Consider the following 19,348-nt stretch of genomic DNA (forward strand, 5'->3'; position numbering starts at 1 on the left):
AAAATTGCGTTCCATATTTTCTTACTCAACACCTTTCGATTTGAATATTAACTTCCCACCCAACCATACTTGCTCATTCCTTTATAACCTTTGCGTCCTTGATTATTGTGGCTCACAGCTTTAGCCCATATATCTTCCATATCTTTTGTCTTCATTGGTTTTTCAGTAGAGCTTGGATTCTTTGTAGCAAACAAATCGTTATAGTAATTTTTTTCGTTAGTGACCAAGCCTTTCTTCAATTGTCCCTGCATATAATTTCGCATATATTTATAGGTTCCTTGCATCGCTCTATAAATCTGACCTTTCACTGTGCTCTCTTTATTTTTAATCAGCTTTTTCCAATCAGAATAAGGCGCATTACCTGCTGCAACTTCCTGTTCCTTTTTTTTCAATGTCCCTGGCAAAAGGTTCGTGTATACATGATTGAGCGCCGCTCCCTGGGTTGAAATATTAGTACCTTCAAAATCATCAGCCTTGGGATTAATATGGAGATTACCCCGTCTGTGCGTAGGACGGGCTAATAAAATAGTTGGCATCTTTTTTCCACGCCCATCTTCTAACTCAGAAATTTCAACTGTCTTGCTTCCCAAAAATTTTGTAGGCCGATTGTTCGCATCGACTTCTAATCCCGGATAGGCATCAGGATGCTTTTCCGCCAAGGGAAAACCTTTAATATTCTGATCTGCCGGCGGAGGACTCCCCGATGAGCCATTATGAAAATATTGCACCAGTAAATACTGAGTAATATGATGTGACTCTCTTTCTCTGCCTTTTTGCTGCTTTGTTTTCTGCTCATAAGTGCCCAGGTGTAGTCGAATATTTCCAATTCCACCAGGCGTAACATCTTCGGTATCGGTATTTAGATAATCATTCTTGGGAGGCAAAGACGAAGCGTCTAGCCCCGGAGCTGACTTTAATTCTCCGAGTTTTTCTGCCGCAGTGTAAACATTATTTTTCAGTTGATAGTTATCGTCCCAAACTGAAACACTAGTTCCCAGATCTCTTAATACCGCACGAAGGTTTCTGCGCCATCGCCCTCTGACTTCATCAGTTTCAGAAGGAAATTTTTTCTTGAGCAAGTCCTTCCATAGTTTGTTGTTCCCATGAATTGCCGGTAAAAATACAAATCGGATCCTGGCCCATTTATAAGGTTTTCGAGTATCTTTAAAACGCTTCTTACTACCGCGGCCTGTAACGCTAGCGCCCAGATCCAGAAGAATACCGGTTTTACCTAAAATATATCTCTCCAGACGACGCGTGAAGTCTCCGACATCAAGTCCCATCGTTGGTGGCTTTCCATTTCGTGCTGGCCGAGCAATAAAACTGGCACGTATAGCGATATCTTCAATGGCATTATCAATCGTTGCTTGACTTGCCTGAAGTTGTTTTTTAATTTGCGCATACTGCGTGTGAAACTTTTTTGTCATTGACTTTTTAATGGTTAATCCACCATTTTTCGATGGGCTTGCAAAAATGGCTTTTAGCCTTGCCCCCACACCGGCAACAGCATGACGCACATCTCGGCCAATCAGCCTGCCGTCATTTGTTGTACCGCTTGAGTCAATGTCAGCCACTTCGTCTTCAATTGAGCCGATGTCAGTTAACTGACGCAAAAAACGGATCCCGAATAACTCAATCATGCTCGGTTGTACTCCAACACTATTTGGAGACAAAGTCACAGGTCTGGCATCACCTTTCATCGCTGCGGCTGCAACGGCATCTGCTTCCGCTTCTGCTTTTGGATCAAATTTGATCCCTTTTCGCGATGTGCCTAACTTCGGCATGCGCGTATTTTTTTTGCCCAAAGGGCGTGCCCCTGTTTGCTGAACCACATGGGCCAATTCGTGATACAAAACACGTTTGGTTTCGCTGTCACCATTTAAACGATCTGACATAAAAATATGACTGCCGCTGGTCAGAGCATTTGCCTGAATTGCTTTCATCATGTCAGTGAAAGCGGTAGAGTGATGAATTCTGACATCACTAAAATCTTGGCCAAACCGAGCTTCAATATCTTTTTTGAATTGATCAGATAAAGGTTCACCACCAAGGCCGGGTAAACGATTTAATAGTTGACCAGTCTGAGATTGATCCAACGATGATAAACCGGACTGTTTTAATCCTGTCTTAACGTCGCTTTCCAATGAGGGTTGAGACATTGGACCTTCATTGGGATCTGCCGACGGAAACTCATTACCACGCAATCGAATTTTAGCTTCGGGCTCCGCTAAATCGAGATCAATATTGAAAAAACCAAAAAGTTCTTCAAGAACATCAGCAACCGTTTTTTGCCCCTTATTAATTTCAGTTTCAATTTTTGGTACAATTTTTTTACGCCACACAGGTAAAATCGTATCAGTGATAGTGCTACCGCCAGTTGCTTTTGCAAATGCACTTTTAATTAAGTTAGAAATCCCGCCAACTATTTTGTCTGTCGCGCCAACAGCATCCAGTAATGCTAATAAGATTCTGATTCCTAACTTATACTTCCCTCCTAATCGATGGCCCACGATATCGATCAGCGCGTGAATAATTTCTTCTAATGGTAAAATATCAGCCGGCAATTCTAAGCTGCCCATTTTGCCAATCATTTTATCCATTTTTTCTTTGATATCTTTTTCTGAAAAACTATTTTTTGCGCTGAGAAAATCCGTGTAACCCGAAATTTGGTTAAGCCTGGACAAGACACCAAGAACTTCATGGTAATGATCGGCGATAAACGCAATAATAAAGCTAGCGTGCGGCGAGTTTTGTACTAAATGCTCAACGCCTTGACGCCTGTCCTGCACATTATCTTGAACCCGGGCAAAAATTCGGGTGACTCCTGCAACAATTCTTTGTAGCTTGCGAGCCAAACGACGCCATCGACGACTGGAAGTCCCACCTCCACGTAGCGGTTTCGGCTTATTCTCCGAAATTTTCAGGCCAATGTTATTGTCGTTGCTGAAGATCAGGTATTGAACAAGATTATCTACCGACAGCCGTGCTTCTAACTGCAGTTGAACTTTTTTCAATAATTCATGGGGATTTTTAACCAGGTCATCCATCATTTTGGGTAAATCAGATTTCATTAACTGGGTTGCTGCGCCAATCAAACGAGTCGCTGCTACCGCTTGCCCTGCAACAGGGAAAAATTCTGCGAGATCAAGCACCAGTTTACCGGCAAACTCTATCGCCTCAGCCAGGTCCTGAAGTTGTGCCACCGTCGCCTGCATATGCGCGGCCCAGGTGAGATCCGTTAAGATCCACTCGTGCTTATCAGCGTAAACAGGCAGTGGATTGACGCTGTCATCGCGACGAATGTACATCAACAGGGTATTAGGTCTGGTAGCGCCTTTTGAATACTCCTTGCCATCAATAAATAAAATCGACCCCGCGACTGAACCACTATTACTCAGACTACTTTTCAACGGAAATGCAGCCGGGTGAAAGCGAAATTTTTTCTTCACTTCCAGCACTTCCCAACTAATGCCGTTAATAGTGAAAGAATAACCCCGCCCCATTTTACGACTCTCTCGACCTTTCGCGTGGATATGTCCGGTATTTTCAACAGTGCCATCACCTGGAGTCCCAATGATCCCCCACTCCATGATTTTTTCGCGCAAAACCTTGGTCATGTTTTTCAATACATCTTTAAGATGATTAACACGCTCGTTGTATAAATTACCTTTCCCTTCTTCTTCTCGTACAACATAAGTTTCACGAAACTGAACATCACCTCCTTTTTTGGTGTCCTGTGTCCAGGCGACTGCGACATCAATAAGTGGCAGCCAGTCATGAATAACATTCAAGCTGTCCTCCCCACCTAGTTTATCTTTGATGGTTTCAGCCATTTCAAGCACAGCGAGTGCAGTATGTCCTTCACGCTCTTCTGCGTTACCAATTCTGAATATCAAAAACGACAACCGAGAAGCTACTTCCTCGGCTAGTAATCGTTTAATAGTCACTCCTTTATCGCCGGGAATTCGATATTTATCAAATGAGGTATCTTTGTAATTTTCTAATGCTGGACGCAATCTTGTTTCAATGTGACGACGGCGCTCATGGGAAAGCGCTTTGCGTTCATCAAGCCTGAGCTGCTTAAACGCATCTTCTCTCTCCTGTTTAAGTTTTTTAATCAAATCAGTTGAAGTGATCGCATTTCTTAGCATTTTCAAAAATTTGGGGTCGCTGATAAAGAACAGGCTGGCCTTTACAAAATCGAGAATTTTCCACCACACCTCTAGTTTCAGTGCTTTTAATTGCTCACGGGTAATAGTTTCAACTGTGGCATTTTTTTTAACACTATCTTTTGTTCCGTCCTTAAATCCTGTGCCAGACTTCAATTCATTTTGTATTGGAGGCAAATGCTTTAGAAGCTCGTTAATATTACTGAATTTCTTTTGATTTTTCGGATCGAGAATTAGCTGTAAACGAGAAATCAATAGATCATTGACGGCATCAATTTGTTGAATTCGCTCCAGCAAATTGATCGGCGATGGAATTAACCAGAGAACGCAAATAAATTTTTTCCTCTGACGGTCATAGGTTCTATTGGCCATCCAATAGAGCTTTTGAGGTACTTGTGCATTCCTTTCACTAAATCGTTTTCGGGTTAGTGGATGTTGTCCGATCAATACCCACGAAGGCGTAATATTTTTGTTTTTTATTTGCCCTTTTTCTATTTTATAAGGGCGCACCCAGTCAAACTCTGTAATGAGGTATCTTTCAGGGCGATAGTCTTTACGCGCTTTTTTGACCGCTTCATTCAGAAGGGGTTCTCCGATCAAGGGATAGTCTCCCTCTTTATTTTCAAGCTCCTTATTAATGTACCGACTGGTCTGACGGTAATCTTCGGCCATCAAGAAGGTAAATAAATCTTGTTTGCCTAAAGGTTCAATACCGCCGATGCTTTCTCCCTTACGATTACTAAAATCGGCTCGAATAACGCCAACCTGCGCTATCTCATCTTTTTTCCAGTCACTCGCAAAGTAAATGGCTTCGCTGGAAATTTCATGGCCGTGAATAACATTTTCGGCGAGCATCGACCAGTCATTCCATCCAACTGACTGAGAAATGTTATTGATCTTTTCCGCAAACCTTAATCGATAGATTTCACGAATATCCGCTGCCGACGCATTAGCGTCAAAACTTTTTTGAGACTTTGATATCTGCTTATCTTTGGTAAGATTAAAGTCTTTCGCTTTTTCTAAAAGCTCCTGCGCGATAATAAATCCCCAGGCAACGACTCCCTGCACAGCAGTTGGCAATCTCTTTTCCGCAATTTTTGTATCAAATGAGAAATTCCGTCGTCCATCTTTGTTGGTCGGCAATGCGTCGAAAAATTTATCTGCCAGGTTTCTCTCAATTTTATTGACCCCGGGCAACTTGATCTTATCCTGGGTTTTAATAACGCCCTTGGTAAAATCCTTGATTAGTTTTTTTCTTTTTAAGTCGAAAGCGACTGGTTCAAGTAGACCATTATTTCCTTCTCTTTCAAGAATACCAAAAACAAAAGTGTTGATTGCAGCATAAAGCCCAGGCGCATACTTATTTAGAATTTTGATAACCTGTATACCATCTAGCGCTAAATCTTTAAAATCGACATGATTAGCAATTTTTCGAACGTCGTACCCCGCTGTCCAGAAGCCATATGCGAATTTCACCATTCGTGCCACAGCAGTCAGAAAGTCGTCAATTATCAGTAGCTCTGCTTCGATTGAAATTTCTTTTTTTCCAAACGTATGGGCACGATCTTTTTTAGCGAGAAATGTTGAGACTCGCGCTCGCTTATCCGCATTGTGTTTGATTAATTTTTTCTCCAAAGTTTTCAATATTGAAGCTTTAAGGTGCGCTCGATTTTTAAAATTAAACTCAGGTGCGAAGCGTGTTTCATTGTAGGCTTCTCGAAGCAGGTCATACCGGTATTCTTCGATTTCTGAGGCAATTAACACGGTCATAAAATAAAGTTCATTTTCTTTGGCATTAAAATCATGCCGCCGTTTTAATTCTTTTTCTGCTGTATCTTCAGTAAGCTTTTGCGTCGAATCAATGATTTGCCTCGAAAGTTTGGCTGCTGGATTCATTAAAAAAGCAAAGGTACGATCCAACATGAACCTGGGCGTAGCACGGCCAAACCATGCACTGGTGTACCAGAGTTTATAAAAGTGATCTTTAATCGGTTGTAACTTAGTAATATTAAGTTCAATGAGGTGGTTGTAAGTTTCGGCGGAGAAATAAGTCGTTTTTACGTCAGGAAACTGGTTCAGAATTTTGGCCGCGGTCGAAAAATGATCTGCACGTTTCAGACCATCATACAACGCAGATAAAACTTCAATATCAGTGATATCTGAAAACTTCAAAGCAAAAACGGGGTCATTGGTGTTATCAACCACATGATTTGCGCGCGCGTTCCAGAACTCTGGTATCTTCTTGTCTCTGATGGCCTGGCGGTGATTAATAAGTAGCCGATTTATTAACGTTTTGATTTTTCCGGCTGGAGCATTGTCATCATGGTACTTAAGAACCGCTTCAATATCAGGTAGATTTGGCGTTGTTTCTAATGGTATCGACCAGCATTGTGGTATGCCGCTACCTTGAATGTCTGTCACTCGCTGGCGATAGTTTGAAACCTGAGTCACTCTTCCTGTTTGTTGAATACTGTGAGCAATCTCGTGAGCCAGCAACCGCTGTCCAGCAATTCCTGTTGGGTCAAACTGATGAGACCCAAAATAAATATGCGAACCGCTGGCAAAGGCACGAGCATTCATATTGTCTACTACATTGTTGGCGACAAAGTCACGATGAACTCGAATTGCGGACAAGTCAGTGGCAAACGCACTTTCAAGATCATTTTGTAGTGTGGATGGTAAAAATTCTGCTCTACTAGCTGACACGGTCAAGGCTGATGGTTCAACTGGTGAGAGATGACTGGAAATATTCTGTTCACCGCGAACAAAGGCATTGGCAGAACGATCAGCTTGTTGTTCAAATTTATCAGCACGATTTCGATTGCCCATGATTAGACGACGCGTTTTATGTTGACGTGCGAAAACCTTCCGCACGTTATTACCGCGTGAAGCTTGTTTATTTTGGCAAACATTTTTATTCATAATTGATGATTCAAATTTTTACTCTCAATATTTAAAACTCCTGATTTTTAATTTCTAATTCATCGTTAATCAATCACAACTTTCCGCTAAGGTGTGGGCCAGCCTTTTCTACTCATCACTTGATCATTATTTCTTTTAGCAGCTCGAAAAACCTGGTTCAGATCAGTCTCTCGTAAATTGTAAGCAGCCTCTAAACCGGGATCATCTGAATCTGGATTTAGCGAATGATTGATTGCGGCTATACTTCGATAATAAGCTAACTCTTCTGTTTTCAGTCCATTGCGCAATGCCGGAATCATTCTGTTATACATCCAGTGATAAGTGGCTACAGTCGCATCATAAAAAGCCCGATTTGCGCCTGCCATATTGGTATTAAGCTGATGTTCAAATCTTTGTCGGTGTGCTTCCGAACCATCTCGGGTGCGCAAGGCAACAGGAAGGTTTCGGTTGAAAGTATTCTGAATTGCCAAACCTTGCGACGACGAGTTATCAGTATCAAATCCCATGGTCGCATTATCATTCCAGACAGATTCACTGAGCACATGCAATTTACCGCGTTGATGAGTTCGAGCTGACAATAAAACTGCCGGCATTTCATCGCCACGCCCCGATGTAGGGTCGAGTGCAGTAATTTTAATTTCGCTTCTACCTGGCGCATCAATCGAATTGACCACACCACCAGTCTGAGTAGTGTTGGCAAACTTAACCGCTGTTGGATAACGCGAATGATGTGCGGGAAAAGCTTTTCGAGTTCCGTGCTTATTGCTAAAAAATTCTGCGAGCAAATATTGAGTAGTATGGTGAGATTCCCGGTTAAAGGTACCAATCGAACGACCACGGGTTAAACGTCCGTGAGTAGAAACCGCTAAACTATCTCCGCGGTTGTTGGTAGTATCTTTGTAATTTGCAACAGTTGGTACATCCGTTAAGTTACCGCGTAATGCTTGCTCGCGAATTTCAACAAATTCTGTGACAAAATGATTAGAAAATTTAAATTCGTTACTATCCCAGATCCTCGCCTGAGGCCCCATAGCTCTGAGCCTTTGCCGAACGCCATTTTGTAACCGGGCATCAATTGGTATTCTTCTGCCGGTAAATCCCGCAGTCACTGCAATTTTCCATAAACGGCTTCGGCCACCAATACGCTCCAACGCGACGTTAATCACTTTAACATTTTGGATTGTTCTCGGCTCAGTACGCGACACTGAAATTTGTAAGCCAATACCTTTTTCAGCAAATATAAAATTTTCTAATAGATTAACAAACCGACTAACCTTTAACTCGCTTTGTGGCTGGTTGCGATCAGTTTGACGTATTGGTTTCTGTGCTAAAGTTGCGATTCCAGTAATAGCCTGATCACCAAAGCTTCTGCTGCGGGTTAAATGGGTCTTAATTTTATCTCTTACATTTGCCGGTGTTATTCCCGGAATCGGCACATTGGGATCTTGCGTAAATCGAGCAAAGTCATCATTACTACCAGTGTTTAAATTGCCTAATTTGGTCCACACTTCGCCCCACAAGCGACGCGCAATTTCGATGCCAGGAACCGGTCCTGTTGAGTCTGCTGTAAAGTCTTGTTCGGCATCAGCGTCATAACCCACTTCCGTCAGGGTTTCGATAATGCTGCTCATGGTTCTGTCGGTGATACTCGGCTGCACGCCATCATCAGAATAATTTGTGTAACCCATGTTCAGGTGACCCGATGAAAAAGACTGTGACACTCGGTCAGCCTGTTGCTCACGTTGATGGTCAAAACGTAATGTTCCCGAGCGCCCCCATTTAGGCTGGGGCGCTGTTCCACTTAACGGATGTGAACCAGTTTGTTGCACTACATGAGTTAACTCATGGGCTAAAGTCGGTTGCACACCAGGAGAATTCAGACTGAGCTTAGGATTAAGAAAGATATGGCTTCCACTGGTGACTGCGTTGGCACCGATAGGTGTAGTAGCAGGTACAGCTGCATTACCATGATGTAATCTGACATGAGAAAAATTCTGGCCAAACTTCTGTTCATATGGCTGACGTAAACTCGACGAAAATGGTATTCCTGATTGACGTGGCAAATGCCAGCCACAACTCGACAAATTAACGCTCTGATTAGAAATTCCGGGTTGAAGTGAAGCCTCGGTTTCGAGTGTTTCGGGTATTACTTCCGTGGAAGGCAAGCTATCAGTTTCGGGACGCTCAAGCGGTGCCTGGCCCAAAGTACTCAAAAAACGATTAATCGTTCGATATAAATCATTAACGAATTGATCTCGCAATTCTACAAATTCATTACCGATTAACGGTAACACATCTTCTCGCCAATAACGGTTGGGATCTAAAGCAGTATCACGCCAGATATCTCCAATCTGCTCCGCCATGTAGGTATACAAAGATTTAAAGCCGGTAAAACGACCTTGCCGATCCTGTGGCACAGGAATCAATTCTAATGCCCTTCTGACAATTCTCGCTTTAGCACCGAATCGATCGGCTACCAGCATCACAATGAGTTCAGTCGCTAAAGTCAAATCGATTAACTCTCCGGGCAATTCAATGGCTTCGATCGCTGTTAAAATTTCCAATGTATTACGGCGTAAATCAGTCGTGATATCTTCAATGCTTTCGCCAACCGCATCTCGAATAGCGTCAGGTGTAACCGGAACATCCCCCCGCGCAATTGCTTCACCAACCTCTGGTGGAATAAGATCATTTAATGCTCTTAGCACAGTTATTGCTCTTCGCATTACCCAGGAAAGTGTTGGGCGCATAGCCAGATTACCCTGTACTGACCGAATCGGGCCACGAGCGCGGGAGCGCAGTCGATTGATCGCATTATGAAAACGCGTTCCCAAGAGTCGCAAAGAGCGAACGACTCTACCGATTCGTGTTCTTGGTGGTGGTGCAGGTCTGGCGTTTCGAGTGCTTCTTAAGTTCAACAGCCCACTGAGAGGATTCCGATGCTGTCCCGCCAACAATAAAAATTTCCAGATATTTTCTGGCGTCAGCAGTTCATTTTGAATTCTCTCTACCAACTGCTCGGCCACACTCCAGGGGTCATCCTGAAGTTGTCGAACCATTTCTTCCAGGTCACCGCTGGAAACAAATTGAAGCGTTTGCGCAATGACCTGTGGAATGACCAAACCGGTTGCCATAGCGACAGCGTCCATTAGTAATTCCATTGACGCTTGCGTAACCGCCGCCAGATTTTCCATATGGATCTGAAAACCACGCCACAAAAACATATCGTTGTAACGGGTCATCAGAGCAGGGTCATCATCGGCGAAAACAACTCGCGCCGTAGTTCCTTCACCAATTTGAATGGAAAACAACTGGTCGTGTGGAATCGGCCTTCCGGTCATTCCGCCAAAAGTTTCTCCTTCACTATTTTTATACAGAGGTGGAATGTAAGGCCCATACCCCTGGCTGCCAACTGCCGGCCTGTATTCAAAATGCCTGGCAACATTCGTTACTCTGACAACATTACCGCTTCCTTCCTGAATGTGTCCGGTATTGTCAGCGGTCATACCAATATGCCATTGGTGCATTGGGTCAGGATTCGTTTCACTAGTGGGATAAATCGGACCCGAACGAAAAGCCATTGAACGAATGACAGTGGTGCCATCGTGATCGGCTCCCTCAAAACCAATTTGACTTTGTGCTTCAGCAAAGTTTTCTGTAATGGTTCGCTGAGCGTTTCTCAGGTGTGCACGAGCACGAAGAAGGTTTCTGTTGATGTAGGCGATTCTGCCACCAAGCTCATCATACACATTGGTAATGCGACGCAATTTCTGAAGGTTCTCAGCATTACCCGGAGTACTAAATTGCAACGTCTCTTCAAACAACTGATAGTAATCACGAGCCACTGCGTTTTCTTGATCTCGGCGAGAAAAAAGACGGTCGAATTCTGCAGCCATTGTCAACACCAGCAAAGCAATCTGGGCATCAGCTTCATCACGCGGTCTGGCGTTGGACCGAAACCGCGAGATATCCCTTATCGTGGTTATTGGTGCTTGAATTCTGGCACCGGCTTCTTCATCAGTCTCATCTTCTAATCTGGCGGTCACTCTTCTTTCGGTTAAATAACCTGCAAAACGCCGCTTGAGTTGCATTGTTAAAATTCGGCGTTGCAAAGTGGTAAACCGACGCCACAAATCAGGCATCTCACGATTAATGGGTCGGATAAGCCCGAGTAGCGCCGAGTTGATCCTTTCGTTAACAAAATCCCATTCGGAATAGTCGATATTGTCGCGGTGTATTGCGTTTAGAAAAGTTCCCAGATTCGCCGCCTGAGATCCAGCAACCTGGCGCAACGAAGGTAAATCACGAGCCAGATTAACCAGCCCCTGCAATGAGGGTAAAATCCATAAAAATACTCGCTGCTCTACCCGACGCGGTACTATCGCAAAGTGAAACGCACCGCTATTTTTATGACGAACGATTGACGCTTGCGTTTTCGGATGCTGATAAATCATATCATCCCAACGCGCGTCACTATTTGGTGGAATTAGCGCGTCCCAATCAGTCACTTTAAATCGTTGCGGCATGTTCAACTGAAAAATACTTGCCGCATCACCCCGAGCCCGCGCTTCAAATTCCGCCTCTGCATTTGCCAGGAAATTGGCCTGTACTGCCGATGGGTCCTGGCGCAAATTATTGATCGCGGCGAAATCAATTTCAGTGTTCGCCGAAGCCGTTGACTCACTCGCCAGATAACCTAACAACGCGCTTCGCAAACGGCGTTTTAAACTTAACCGAAACCAACGAATAATATGTAGTAAAGTAAAAGGAACCTCACTAATAAAAGGTTCATTCAATAAGCTTGGAAAATCTTGTCGTAACTTCCTTAAAGACGTGTCTGTATCAACTCGCCATTCATCACGGATCCAAAGTTGCGGTAAGTGTAAACCCGTTCCAGCTGACAACGCTTCTTTAGTTGCGTCAACAATATCCTGCCATCCCATCCAGCGGGCAAACCATAAAAAAGTTCTCGCCAGTTGCAGTCGGTGGAAACCTAACTCATCAACAAAATTAGGCGTGGCCTCATCACCTTGCTGGTTGTAACGCTGCGATTGCCACACCAGCATATCGGTAAACCATGACATCAAAGCCAGACCACGAACGAGTTCTTCGTTTCGTCTTCTCTGTAATGCACGGCGTCTTAAAGAACGATCAATTTGCTCAAATAGCGATGGTAAAGTTCGATTACCTGAGCGAGTAGATTGTTCCATCGCGTTGATAAATGCGGTGAGTCTTTGCTGATAATCTTCCGGCGACGGCAATCCTTCACCGAGTGCAGCACCTTGCGCGCTAGCATCATCGGGCCCCGCTCGAACGCTGCCGACGCTTTCTGCGAAAATTGCCTGAGCATGTTCCAACACCACAGCATGCAATTGATTGACAAAAGGTTCTCGGTGGCCTCTTGCAGGAAACCTCGGCAATTGAACGCTAGTTCGCTCATCTTCACCAACAAACGTTCTTCTGGTCGATGGATCGAGCAGTTGAGCAATAGTGAAGGCGCCGAATTCGGCCCTGACGTGTGCAATATCTTCCTGTAATCTTTGCCATAATGGATCGATATCACGTTCGATCATCTGCAATAAACTCTCGGCAAGGTTTTTTCGCCACGCCGGCTCAGTGTCAGAATCGAGAATCTCTCTTTCTCGATTTTTTACATTGGTAATTCCATTTATTAACCTCTCGGTCGGCGTAAAGTCGGAGTAAACTCGATTGACTTCGCCACGGATCGCCTGACAATCCAGTAGGCGCTGACGATCGATTTCAACTAAAGCATCCCATGCGATGACCACGCGTTCCTGTGGTAACACAGTCATATTCTGGTTTTGCGTCGTTCTTTGCGTAACAGCCTCATTGCGTGCAGTTTGAATTCGGCTATTTGCAGCCGGCGGTGGGGCATGGGGTGTTAAGAAAAAAGAACGATAATCAGAAATAATGGTGTGAGGCCAATAGCGTTGAAAATCTCGAAACCATAAAGCACCGGCAGCCCAATTGAATACATCATTCTGGCTGCGCAAAAAACCAATAAAAGCAGACGAATGAACAATCACTGTCGCCTCAAGTCGCCCATCCCAATCAATTAAATATTTCGCCGCGGGGAAAAATCCTAAAATTTTCAAACAATCAATGACAAAACCTTTTGACTGACCCGAACGGTTGTTAAATTGAGTGGCAAGAACCGCGTTCACCAGCGGCATCGCAAACCTGGGCCGAGTTGGGTTGGCAACAAGTCCATGTTCAACCAAATCACCGACTTCAATCATGGTATTTTCCAAGTCACCCGCTTGTTCACCTCGTTGGTAGGCATCAATCAAGGCGTTAAATATCGATTCATCGGGTTCGTCATCAGATAACTCTGGTTCTCCCTGATGTTGAACCGGACCACTCCCCGTCGCGCCAGGAATAATTTCCAAATTATCCTCAGCAACTTTTCGACCTGTTTGTTGCAAAACATGAGTCACTTCATGAGCGATCAATTCGCGACCGCTCATCGTATCCGGCTGATACTGATTGGCACCGAAATAAATATGCACTCCACTAGCAAAAGCTCGCGAGTTTTCCATTTGGACTGCTCGTTGAGCACGACTGTCATGGTGGACTCTTATTGGCGTTAAATCAGCTCCAAAAGCAATCCCTAACTCTTCCTTTAATGCCGTTGGCAATTGCTCGGAAGCCGATCCAGGCAAATGAAAGTTCGCTGCCCGGGCAGGATTAACAAAACGGGATAATCGAATATCACCTTGAACAAAACGAGAGGCGGCTTTGTTAGCGTTTTTTTCGGCTAAACGATTCACTTCATTTCGATGTCGATAACGCCTTCTGGCTCGCATGGCTCGGTTAACTTTCATTGTCGCGAACCCGTTAAAATCTGATCTAGTTCACGTTCCGATAATCCCCGACCATCTTTGGATAATTCTCGACACAACATTTCGCCCAGCAACTGGATCGACAGCGGTATCTTATGGCGTTTTATGGAAAAAATACTGGAAAGTACTGCGCTTTTTATTTGCGCGCCGGTAGCTTCAATTTTTGCCAGATTAACAATATCGCCGGCTAGGCTTTTCACGGTCGGCTCATCAAATAATGCGCCAATGACGCTTAGCCAGATTCTCTCGCGCGCCTGTACCGTCGGTTTAGAAAACTCTACCGTGTGGCGAATGCGGCGAATAAACGCAGCGTCGATATTAGCTTTTAAATTAGTCGCCATTAACACGATACCGTCAAAATTTTCCAGCGCGACCATCAAGTGTCCGCTGTCCATGTTGACGTAGCGATCATTGGCATCCTTTATATCGTTAACCCGTTTCCCATAAATTGAATCTGCTTCATCAAAAAATAAAACCGATTGCTGACTGATTTTCGCAGAAAGAATTTTTTGTAAATTCTGCGTGGTTTCTCCCACCCACTTGCTAACAACTGCGGAAAGGTCAATACGTAATAAATCAAGCCCTAGCTCATTAGCAATCACTTGCGCGGCCATCGTTTTGCCCGAGCCGGGCGGTCCAGAAAATAAGGCGACTAATCCTCTCCCATGAGGAAATAGCCGACGAGCTTCAGGATCAGACCAAATTCGATTTCGCTCACGCGCTTCGAACACAACTTCTTGTAACCTGTCTTCCAAATCCTTCGGCACCACCAAATCTTGCCAGTTAAACTGGCTGTTCACCGGCTGTGCCAAACCATCTAAATCATTGTGCCTGGTGCTCCGAATATACTCTGTCACCTGTTTTAGCTGTTTGGGTTGCTTAGCACCGATGCGAATAATTTCAGTGGCATTGTGATGTGATCGCCAAATCAAATCATCAACATGTTTTTTCGGCCATTTGGTAATGTTCGGTAGTGCATATTGCCAAATCACTTTTCGGTCCTGATTGGTCAGTTCAGGAATTTCAATCACGACATCTTTAATATCCTGTTTCAGGTTCCAGGCCTGTGGCGTTCCAACCACAAACTGTAATGGGAAAACAGCGATACCATTAGGTTGACTTAATGCCTGCTGATTTTGAAAAAACATTGGCGCACAGCGGTCAAGAAATGACTGCCTTTGAACTCTCATTGAAAAACGATAACTCAGTTCTGGTGATAAATTGTCAATATCGTATTTAGCAACAACAATACCCAACTGTTGTGCTAGTTCTGTCGCAAAAGCCTGCGCCAGTAATTCATCATCAGTATCGAGATAAATTCGACAAGATTGATTTTTTTTAAGGTGGGCAGAAATCTTTTTTTTGTAACGGTTGAGCGACCAACTTTTTAATTGAAAACTCGGTGTGAGTAAATTGACGCGACTAACCAACCAATGATCAAGATCGTTATTCCCTTCTAACCAGGAAACGATATGTGGATCAATTGCCAGGGTAACCGATCCATCCACTAATTCCTGTTCACGTATCATTTCCCAAATAACAAGCGGCGACTCGGTGCTCAACCTGTACACGGGATCCAATTGGAAAACACGCGCAACCAATAATGGCGAAAGTACCGGAACAACGGGGTCAAAAGTCATTAAATGGTTTCGCAGTTCTGGTGAATAAGCACACACCCATAAAGTTGCGACCAGTTTTTTTTCAAACTCATTAAGGCCAAACATATGTGATAACAATGTTAGACGCGACGCTTTAGGCTCATTAGCTAGCGGTGTTTTTCGATCACTAAGGACATTAGCGAGCAGCTGTGACCAATAATCACGTTCACCACCGGACAGCGACTCTTTCTGGTTAATTGACTCAGCAGCGATGCTCATGGTGCTTCTATCCAGTGCGGTCCAGATTCCGCGCCTCGTACGACCAAACGAACCATCATCTGCGAGCCGGGCGCAATGCCCGCTGGTAATCGAAAGATCACTTTATCAGTGTCCACCGGCGGCGCAGCAGGCGCCACAAATTCTCCTTGTGGCGGCGGGTTTACATTGGTGCGTTGCAATCGATGTTGTCCGACAAAAAGTAAGATTTCATCATTCGCCAACAAGTGAGGCTCAAATCCCTGAACTTGAATGACAAATTCGGTGGCAACCAGATTAATGTTGAGAATGCTCGGCGTAATGGCGAAAGCAACCTGATTGGACAAACGATCAAAATCTCGATAGCGCCCATCAGGTAATCGTCGCCGATCAGTGGTACGAATGATTGCCCCATAAACTCCAGGCAAAATAGCCTGTGCGCCAGCCGCCGCCTGAACAGTCACCGTCACTGAACTACCATTGGTTTCCAGTGACCAGGCAGCGTCCACTTCTACTGCGTCAATAAAATCGCGATGGGCGAGCAACAACGCGGTTGCTGAGTCCCCTTTTAAATCGCTACCAAAAATTTCCAGAGTGTTACCGAGACTGACTTCCGCCGGTGAAAATTCGAGACTTCTCGGTTCTGGGTCGCCGGGAATAGTAATCGTTAAACTGCTTTTTGTGCCAATAATTTGTGGTTGATTACGAATAAAAGTATGTATGCCCACCGCAAAAACTCGACCGCCGCCAGACTGAAGTTGCTCTGGCTCTAACAGCGTTGCTTCCACTTCATAATAAGCCGAAAGCCGCGCCGATAAAGTACCGGCTTGCCAATATTCAGAAGCTTCGTTGGCTGGCGTTGAACGCAATGTGATACGCAACCGGTTATCTCTGCCTCGCATTGCCAAGGGCATAACAATTACCGGTCCGCCGGTGGAGTTAACGGTGGTTGTATCATCAATAATGGGAGTTTCGTGTAACGTTTTTAAAGCTAGCCCCATAGTCAGTTGATCAGCGTAAGCGCGGTCTTCCAGATCGACAATATTGCTTCGCGGCGTCATGATGTAATAGAGGGTCAGTCCCATTGATTTAAAAGCCTGCGGCACCTGTGTATTGCTGGCTTGCCAATCTTGATTTTTCGTGTGAGCAGCTTCTTTAATGTGATAAAGATAAAAGCTGATGGCATGGTTAGCGCCGACTGAATCCGGTGCAGCCGGGGAAACCGTTAATGGTGTCGCCATCGGCCAATCAGAAAAACTGGGCAGACGCGATTGCAATGCGCTGACAAAAGTTTGAGTGACCTGACTGATATCTAATAAAGCCATAAGCTGCTCACAATTGACCTATACCAATATGGGGAGAACCGCCCCCCGTTGATTTTCGCTCTCCGGTTTGAGTGGTGGTGCGATTGACAATCACAACCTGCTCTTGCGGTGCATTGGGCTTTTTGTTTTGGGTGTTTTGAGTTAGTTTTTGTTCAACTTCTTGAATTCTTTTCTCGACTACTTCGGCAATCAACGCTTGTTTATCAGCCTCTATTTTTTTTGGCTGAGGAGTTTTAGATGTTAACTTTTGAGTTATTGGCTGAATGACATTATCAGCTGTTACTGCTTTTTTTTTCTGTGTTTGAATATGCTCAGTGTTATTATTCGGCTCAGTTTTTTTGTTTACTTTCTGAGGAGGCTTTACTGACTTTTTTTCTTCTGGCTTTGCTTTTTTATCGACAGCTTTAAAAGACTCAATATAGGGTTCCATTATCTGGTCGATGATCGCAATCCCTGGCGTTTTATTCAAAATATTGGGGTTATTTTCCTCAGGCTGAGGTGTAAGTTTTTTATCACTTTGAATATCAGAAACATCTTGAGCTGGCACCACAGTTTTATGATTCTCTTTTACTTCTGTTAAATGAGTTTCTGATTGGTATTCCGTCGTTTTTTTCTGGGTTTGAACTTTGGCTTCGTCAGTTTGAACTGGCGACAGAGGACTAGCCATTTTTTTGTTATCGACTTCTTTCGTAACCGATTGACTTTGCGGCCATTGAACTGGGTCATGGGCAGTTTTAGCAAAAGGGTCGAAAAGCGAGCTTTGCGAACCAGCTGCTTGTGCTTTTGCTCTTTTGATCAATCGTTGGAAATAGTTCATGTTTTTGTCTCTTTCATACCCTCTACCCAACCTACAAGCTTTGCTCAATTAAATCGGCTATCGACTTTCGCGTCTTGCGCGGCAAACTTAAAATTTCCTGTAACGACCAGCCATAATTTAATGCGATCAAATGAACTTCAGCTAACAATCGTTCTTTCTCATTTAACAATCGTTGCAACACAAATGATTGAATATCAAAGGATGCTTGATGTTGTCGATTGCAATCCGGGCAGGTGGCATCGAGATCCAGATCAAGAATAGGTGCGACCTGCTCTAACTCGGCAGCGATTGATTCAACCTTGCTGTCTGATAGCTTCTTTGATAAGTCTTCCACTTTGTCATTTGTATTTTCTCCGATACCACCGTCGGCCCCATCATCGAAATCGCAACAAGTTTTGAGCAACTGATTCAAACCTTCACTTTCTGGCAGATTTCCAAGCACAGTTTCTTGTGATGAAACAGGAATCGAAAGATGGTGCTGATCAACCTGAACCGTTGCATTTTTCACAACAGTTTGCTGAAAGTTTTTTTCTGATTGTTGGGAAAGCAAGTGACGTTGTAATTCGGACAGAGTGAACGACAAATCAAAAAAATCATCGCAATCTTCGCAATAAAGCGATGAAACAATTTTGTCTCCCCAGCATTCGCGATGTAAAGCCGCTAACACACCATCCCTGTCAGAGGCAGTGAGGAGGTCAACTTTGATGCCATTCGCATCCTCTTTAAACAATTGCTGCACAAGTGAGACAGCGCACTGAGTATCAACACCGTTTGTCGATAGCTCGTGCTGTCCTGTTAATTCTGGCAACCGAATCGAAAACGGCGGTCGATGGCGCTCGTCTCGATAAAACTGTAAGGCGACGCGTTGAGACATTAAATTGCACTCCCAGCAGCATTAAGTCTCAGTGGGTTCAGCGACGTCAGTATCTCTCCCCCACCCTTCGTTTTGCAGAACCATCGACTCGATTGCGATCACGTTTCCGTTGGCATCGAGCTCAGGGATAGCCTGATATTCAGACACCCAGCAGCGATAAACCTTGTATGCTTTAGCGACATTACCTTGCTCATTTAAAAGCTCGATGATGAGATCTTTTCGAAAGTTTTTAAGCGACATCGCCGCATCGCCGTCGGTATGATTGACCGAGTTAGCCCAGGCTTCAAACTCTGGGTCGTGAGTAACACCGCGCTCCAAAGTAATTGCTTCATGCTTTGATGTACCGGGGCTACGTCTGGGTGTACTTGGGTCACCGCCTTCGCGATGTTCAACAACTTCTGTGGTGCGTTTTAACGCAGAAATTTTTGAAACACCCGCCACATATTGACCATCCCACTTGATCAGAAACTTCATGTTTTTGTAGGGATCGAAACGATGGGTATTAACCGTAAATTGAGCCATGGT

Annotated in this window: 7 protein-coding genes; all 7 read right to left on the bottom strand. The window is 44.3% G+C overall.

Translation table 11 applies throughout. The features are described from left to right. Positions 1-47: 47 nt before the first annotated feature. On the bottom strand, positions 48-7,091 hold the full coding sequence (locus tag FLL46_RS10290) for an eCIS core domain-containing protein (protein ID WP_142893428.1): 7,044 nt from the start codon (positions 7,089-7,091) through the stop codon (positions 48-50). A gap of 86 nt (positions 7,092-7,177) precedes the next feature. Beyond that, positions 7,178-13,936, bottom strand: coding sequence for an eCIS core domain-containing protein (locus FLL46_RS10295; RefSeq protein WP_142893429.1), 6,759 nt, complete (start codon positions 13,934-13,936; stop codon positions 7,178-7,180). Continuing rightward, positions 13,933-15,831 (bottom strand): ATP-binding protein, encoded by a 1,899-nt coding sequence (locus FLL46_RS10300; protein WP_142893430.1) that lies wholly within the window; start codon positions 15,829-15,831, stop codon positions 13,933-13,935. Before FLL46_RS10300 ends, FLL46_RS10295 begins: the two co-directional genes overlap by 4 nt. Beyond that, the gene (locus FLL46_RS10305) at positions 15,828-17,132 is read right to left on the bottom strand and encodes a Pvc16 family protein (RefSeq protein WP_142893431.1); all 1,305 of its coding nucleotides are present in this window, start codon (positions 17,130-17,132) and stop codon (positions 15,828-15,830) included. The genes FLL46_RS10300 and FLL46_RS10305 overlap by 4 nt, the downstream gene beginning before the upstream one ends. 7 nt (positions 17,133-17,139) lie before the next feature. Continuing rightward, positions 17,140-17,949, bottom strand: a complete 810-nt coding sequence (locus FLL46_RS10310; RefSeq protein WP_142893432.1) for a hypothetical protein — start codon at positions 17,947-17,949, stop codon at positions 17,140-17,142. A 31-nt stretch (positions 17,950-17,980) separates the two neighbouring features. Beyond that, a complete protein-coding gene (locus tag FLL46_RS10315) occupies positions 17,981-18,823 on the bottom strand; it encodes a T4 family baseplate hub assembly chaperone (protein WP_142893433.1) in 843 nt (280 codons plus the stop codon). Between the two features lie 21 nt (positions 18,824-18,844). Beyond that, positions 18,845-19,345: a phage tail protein gene (locus FLL46_RS10320; RefSeq protein ID WP_142893434.1), complete on the bottom strand. Its 501-nt coding sequence runs from the start codon at positions 19,343-19,345 to the stop codon at positions 18,845-18,847. Positions 19,346-19,348 lie beyond the last annotated feature (3 nt).

It is taken from the genome of Aliikangiella coralliicola (assembly GCF_007004725.1).
Lineage (GTDB): Bacteria > Pseudomonadota > Gammaproteobacteria > Enterobacterales > Kangiellaceae > Aliikangiella > Aliikangiella coralliicola.

Excerpts from the sequence above, each read along its gene's own strand:
- FLL46_RS10290 (WP_142893428.1), bottom strand. The coding sequence starts at position 7,091 with ATGAATAAAAATGTTTGCCAAAATAAACAAGCTTCACGCGGTAATAAC.
- FLL46_RS10295 (WP_142893429.1), bottom strand. The coding sequence starts at position 13,936 with ATGAAAGTTAACCGAGCCATGCGAGCCAGAAGGCGTTATCGACATCGA.
- FLL46_RS10300 (WP_142893430.1), bottom strand. The coding sequence starts at position 15,831 with ATGAGCATCGCTGCTGAGTCAATTAACCAGAAAGAGTCGCTGTCCGGT.
- FLL46_RS10305 (WP_142893431.1), bottom strand. The coding sequence starts at position 17,132 with ATGGCTTTATTAGATATCAGTCAGGTCACTCAAACTTTTGTCAGCGCA.
- FLL46_RS10310 (WP_142893432.1), bottom strand. The coding sequence starts at position 17,949 with ATGAACTATTTCCAACGATTGATCAAAAGAGCAAAAGCACAAGCAGCT.
- FLL46_RS10315 (WP_142893433.1), bottom strand. The coding sequence starts at position 18,823 with ATGTCTCAACGCGTCGCCTTACAGTTTTATCGAGACGAGCGCCATCGA.
- FLL46_RS10320 (WP_142893434.1), bottom strand. The coding sequence starts at position 19,345 with ATGGCTCAATTTACGGTTAATACCCATCGTTTCGATCCCTACAAAAAC.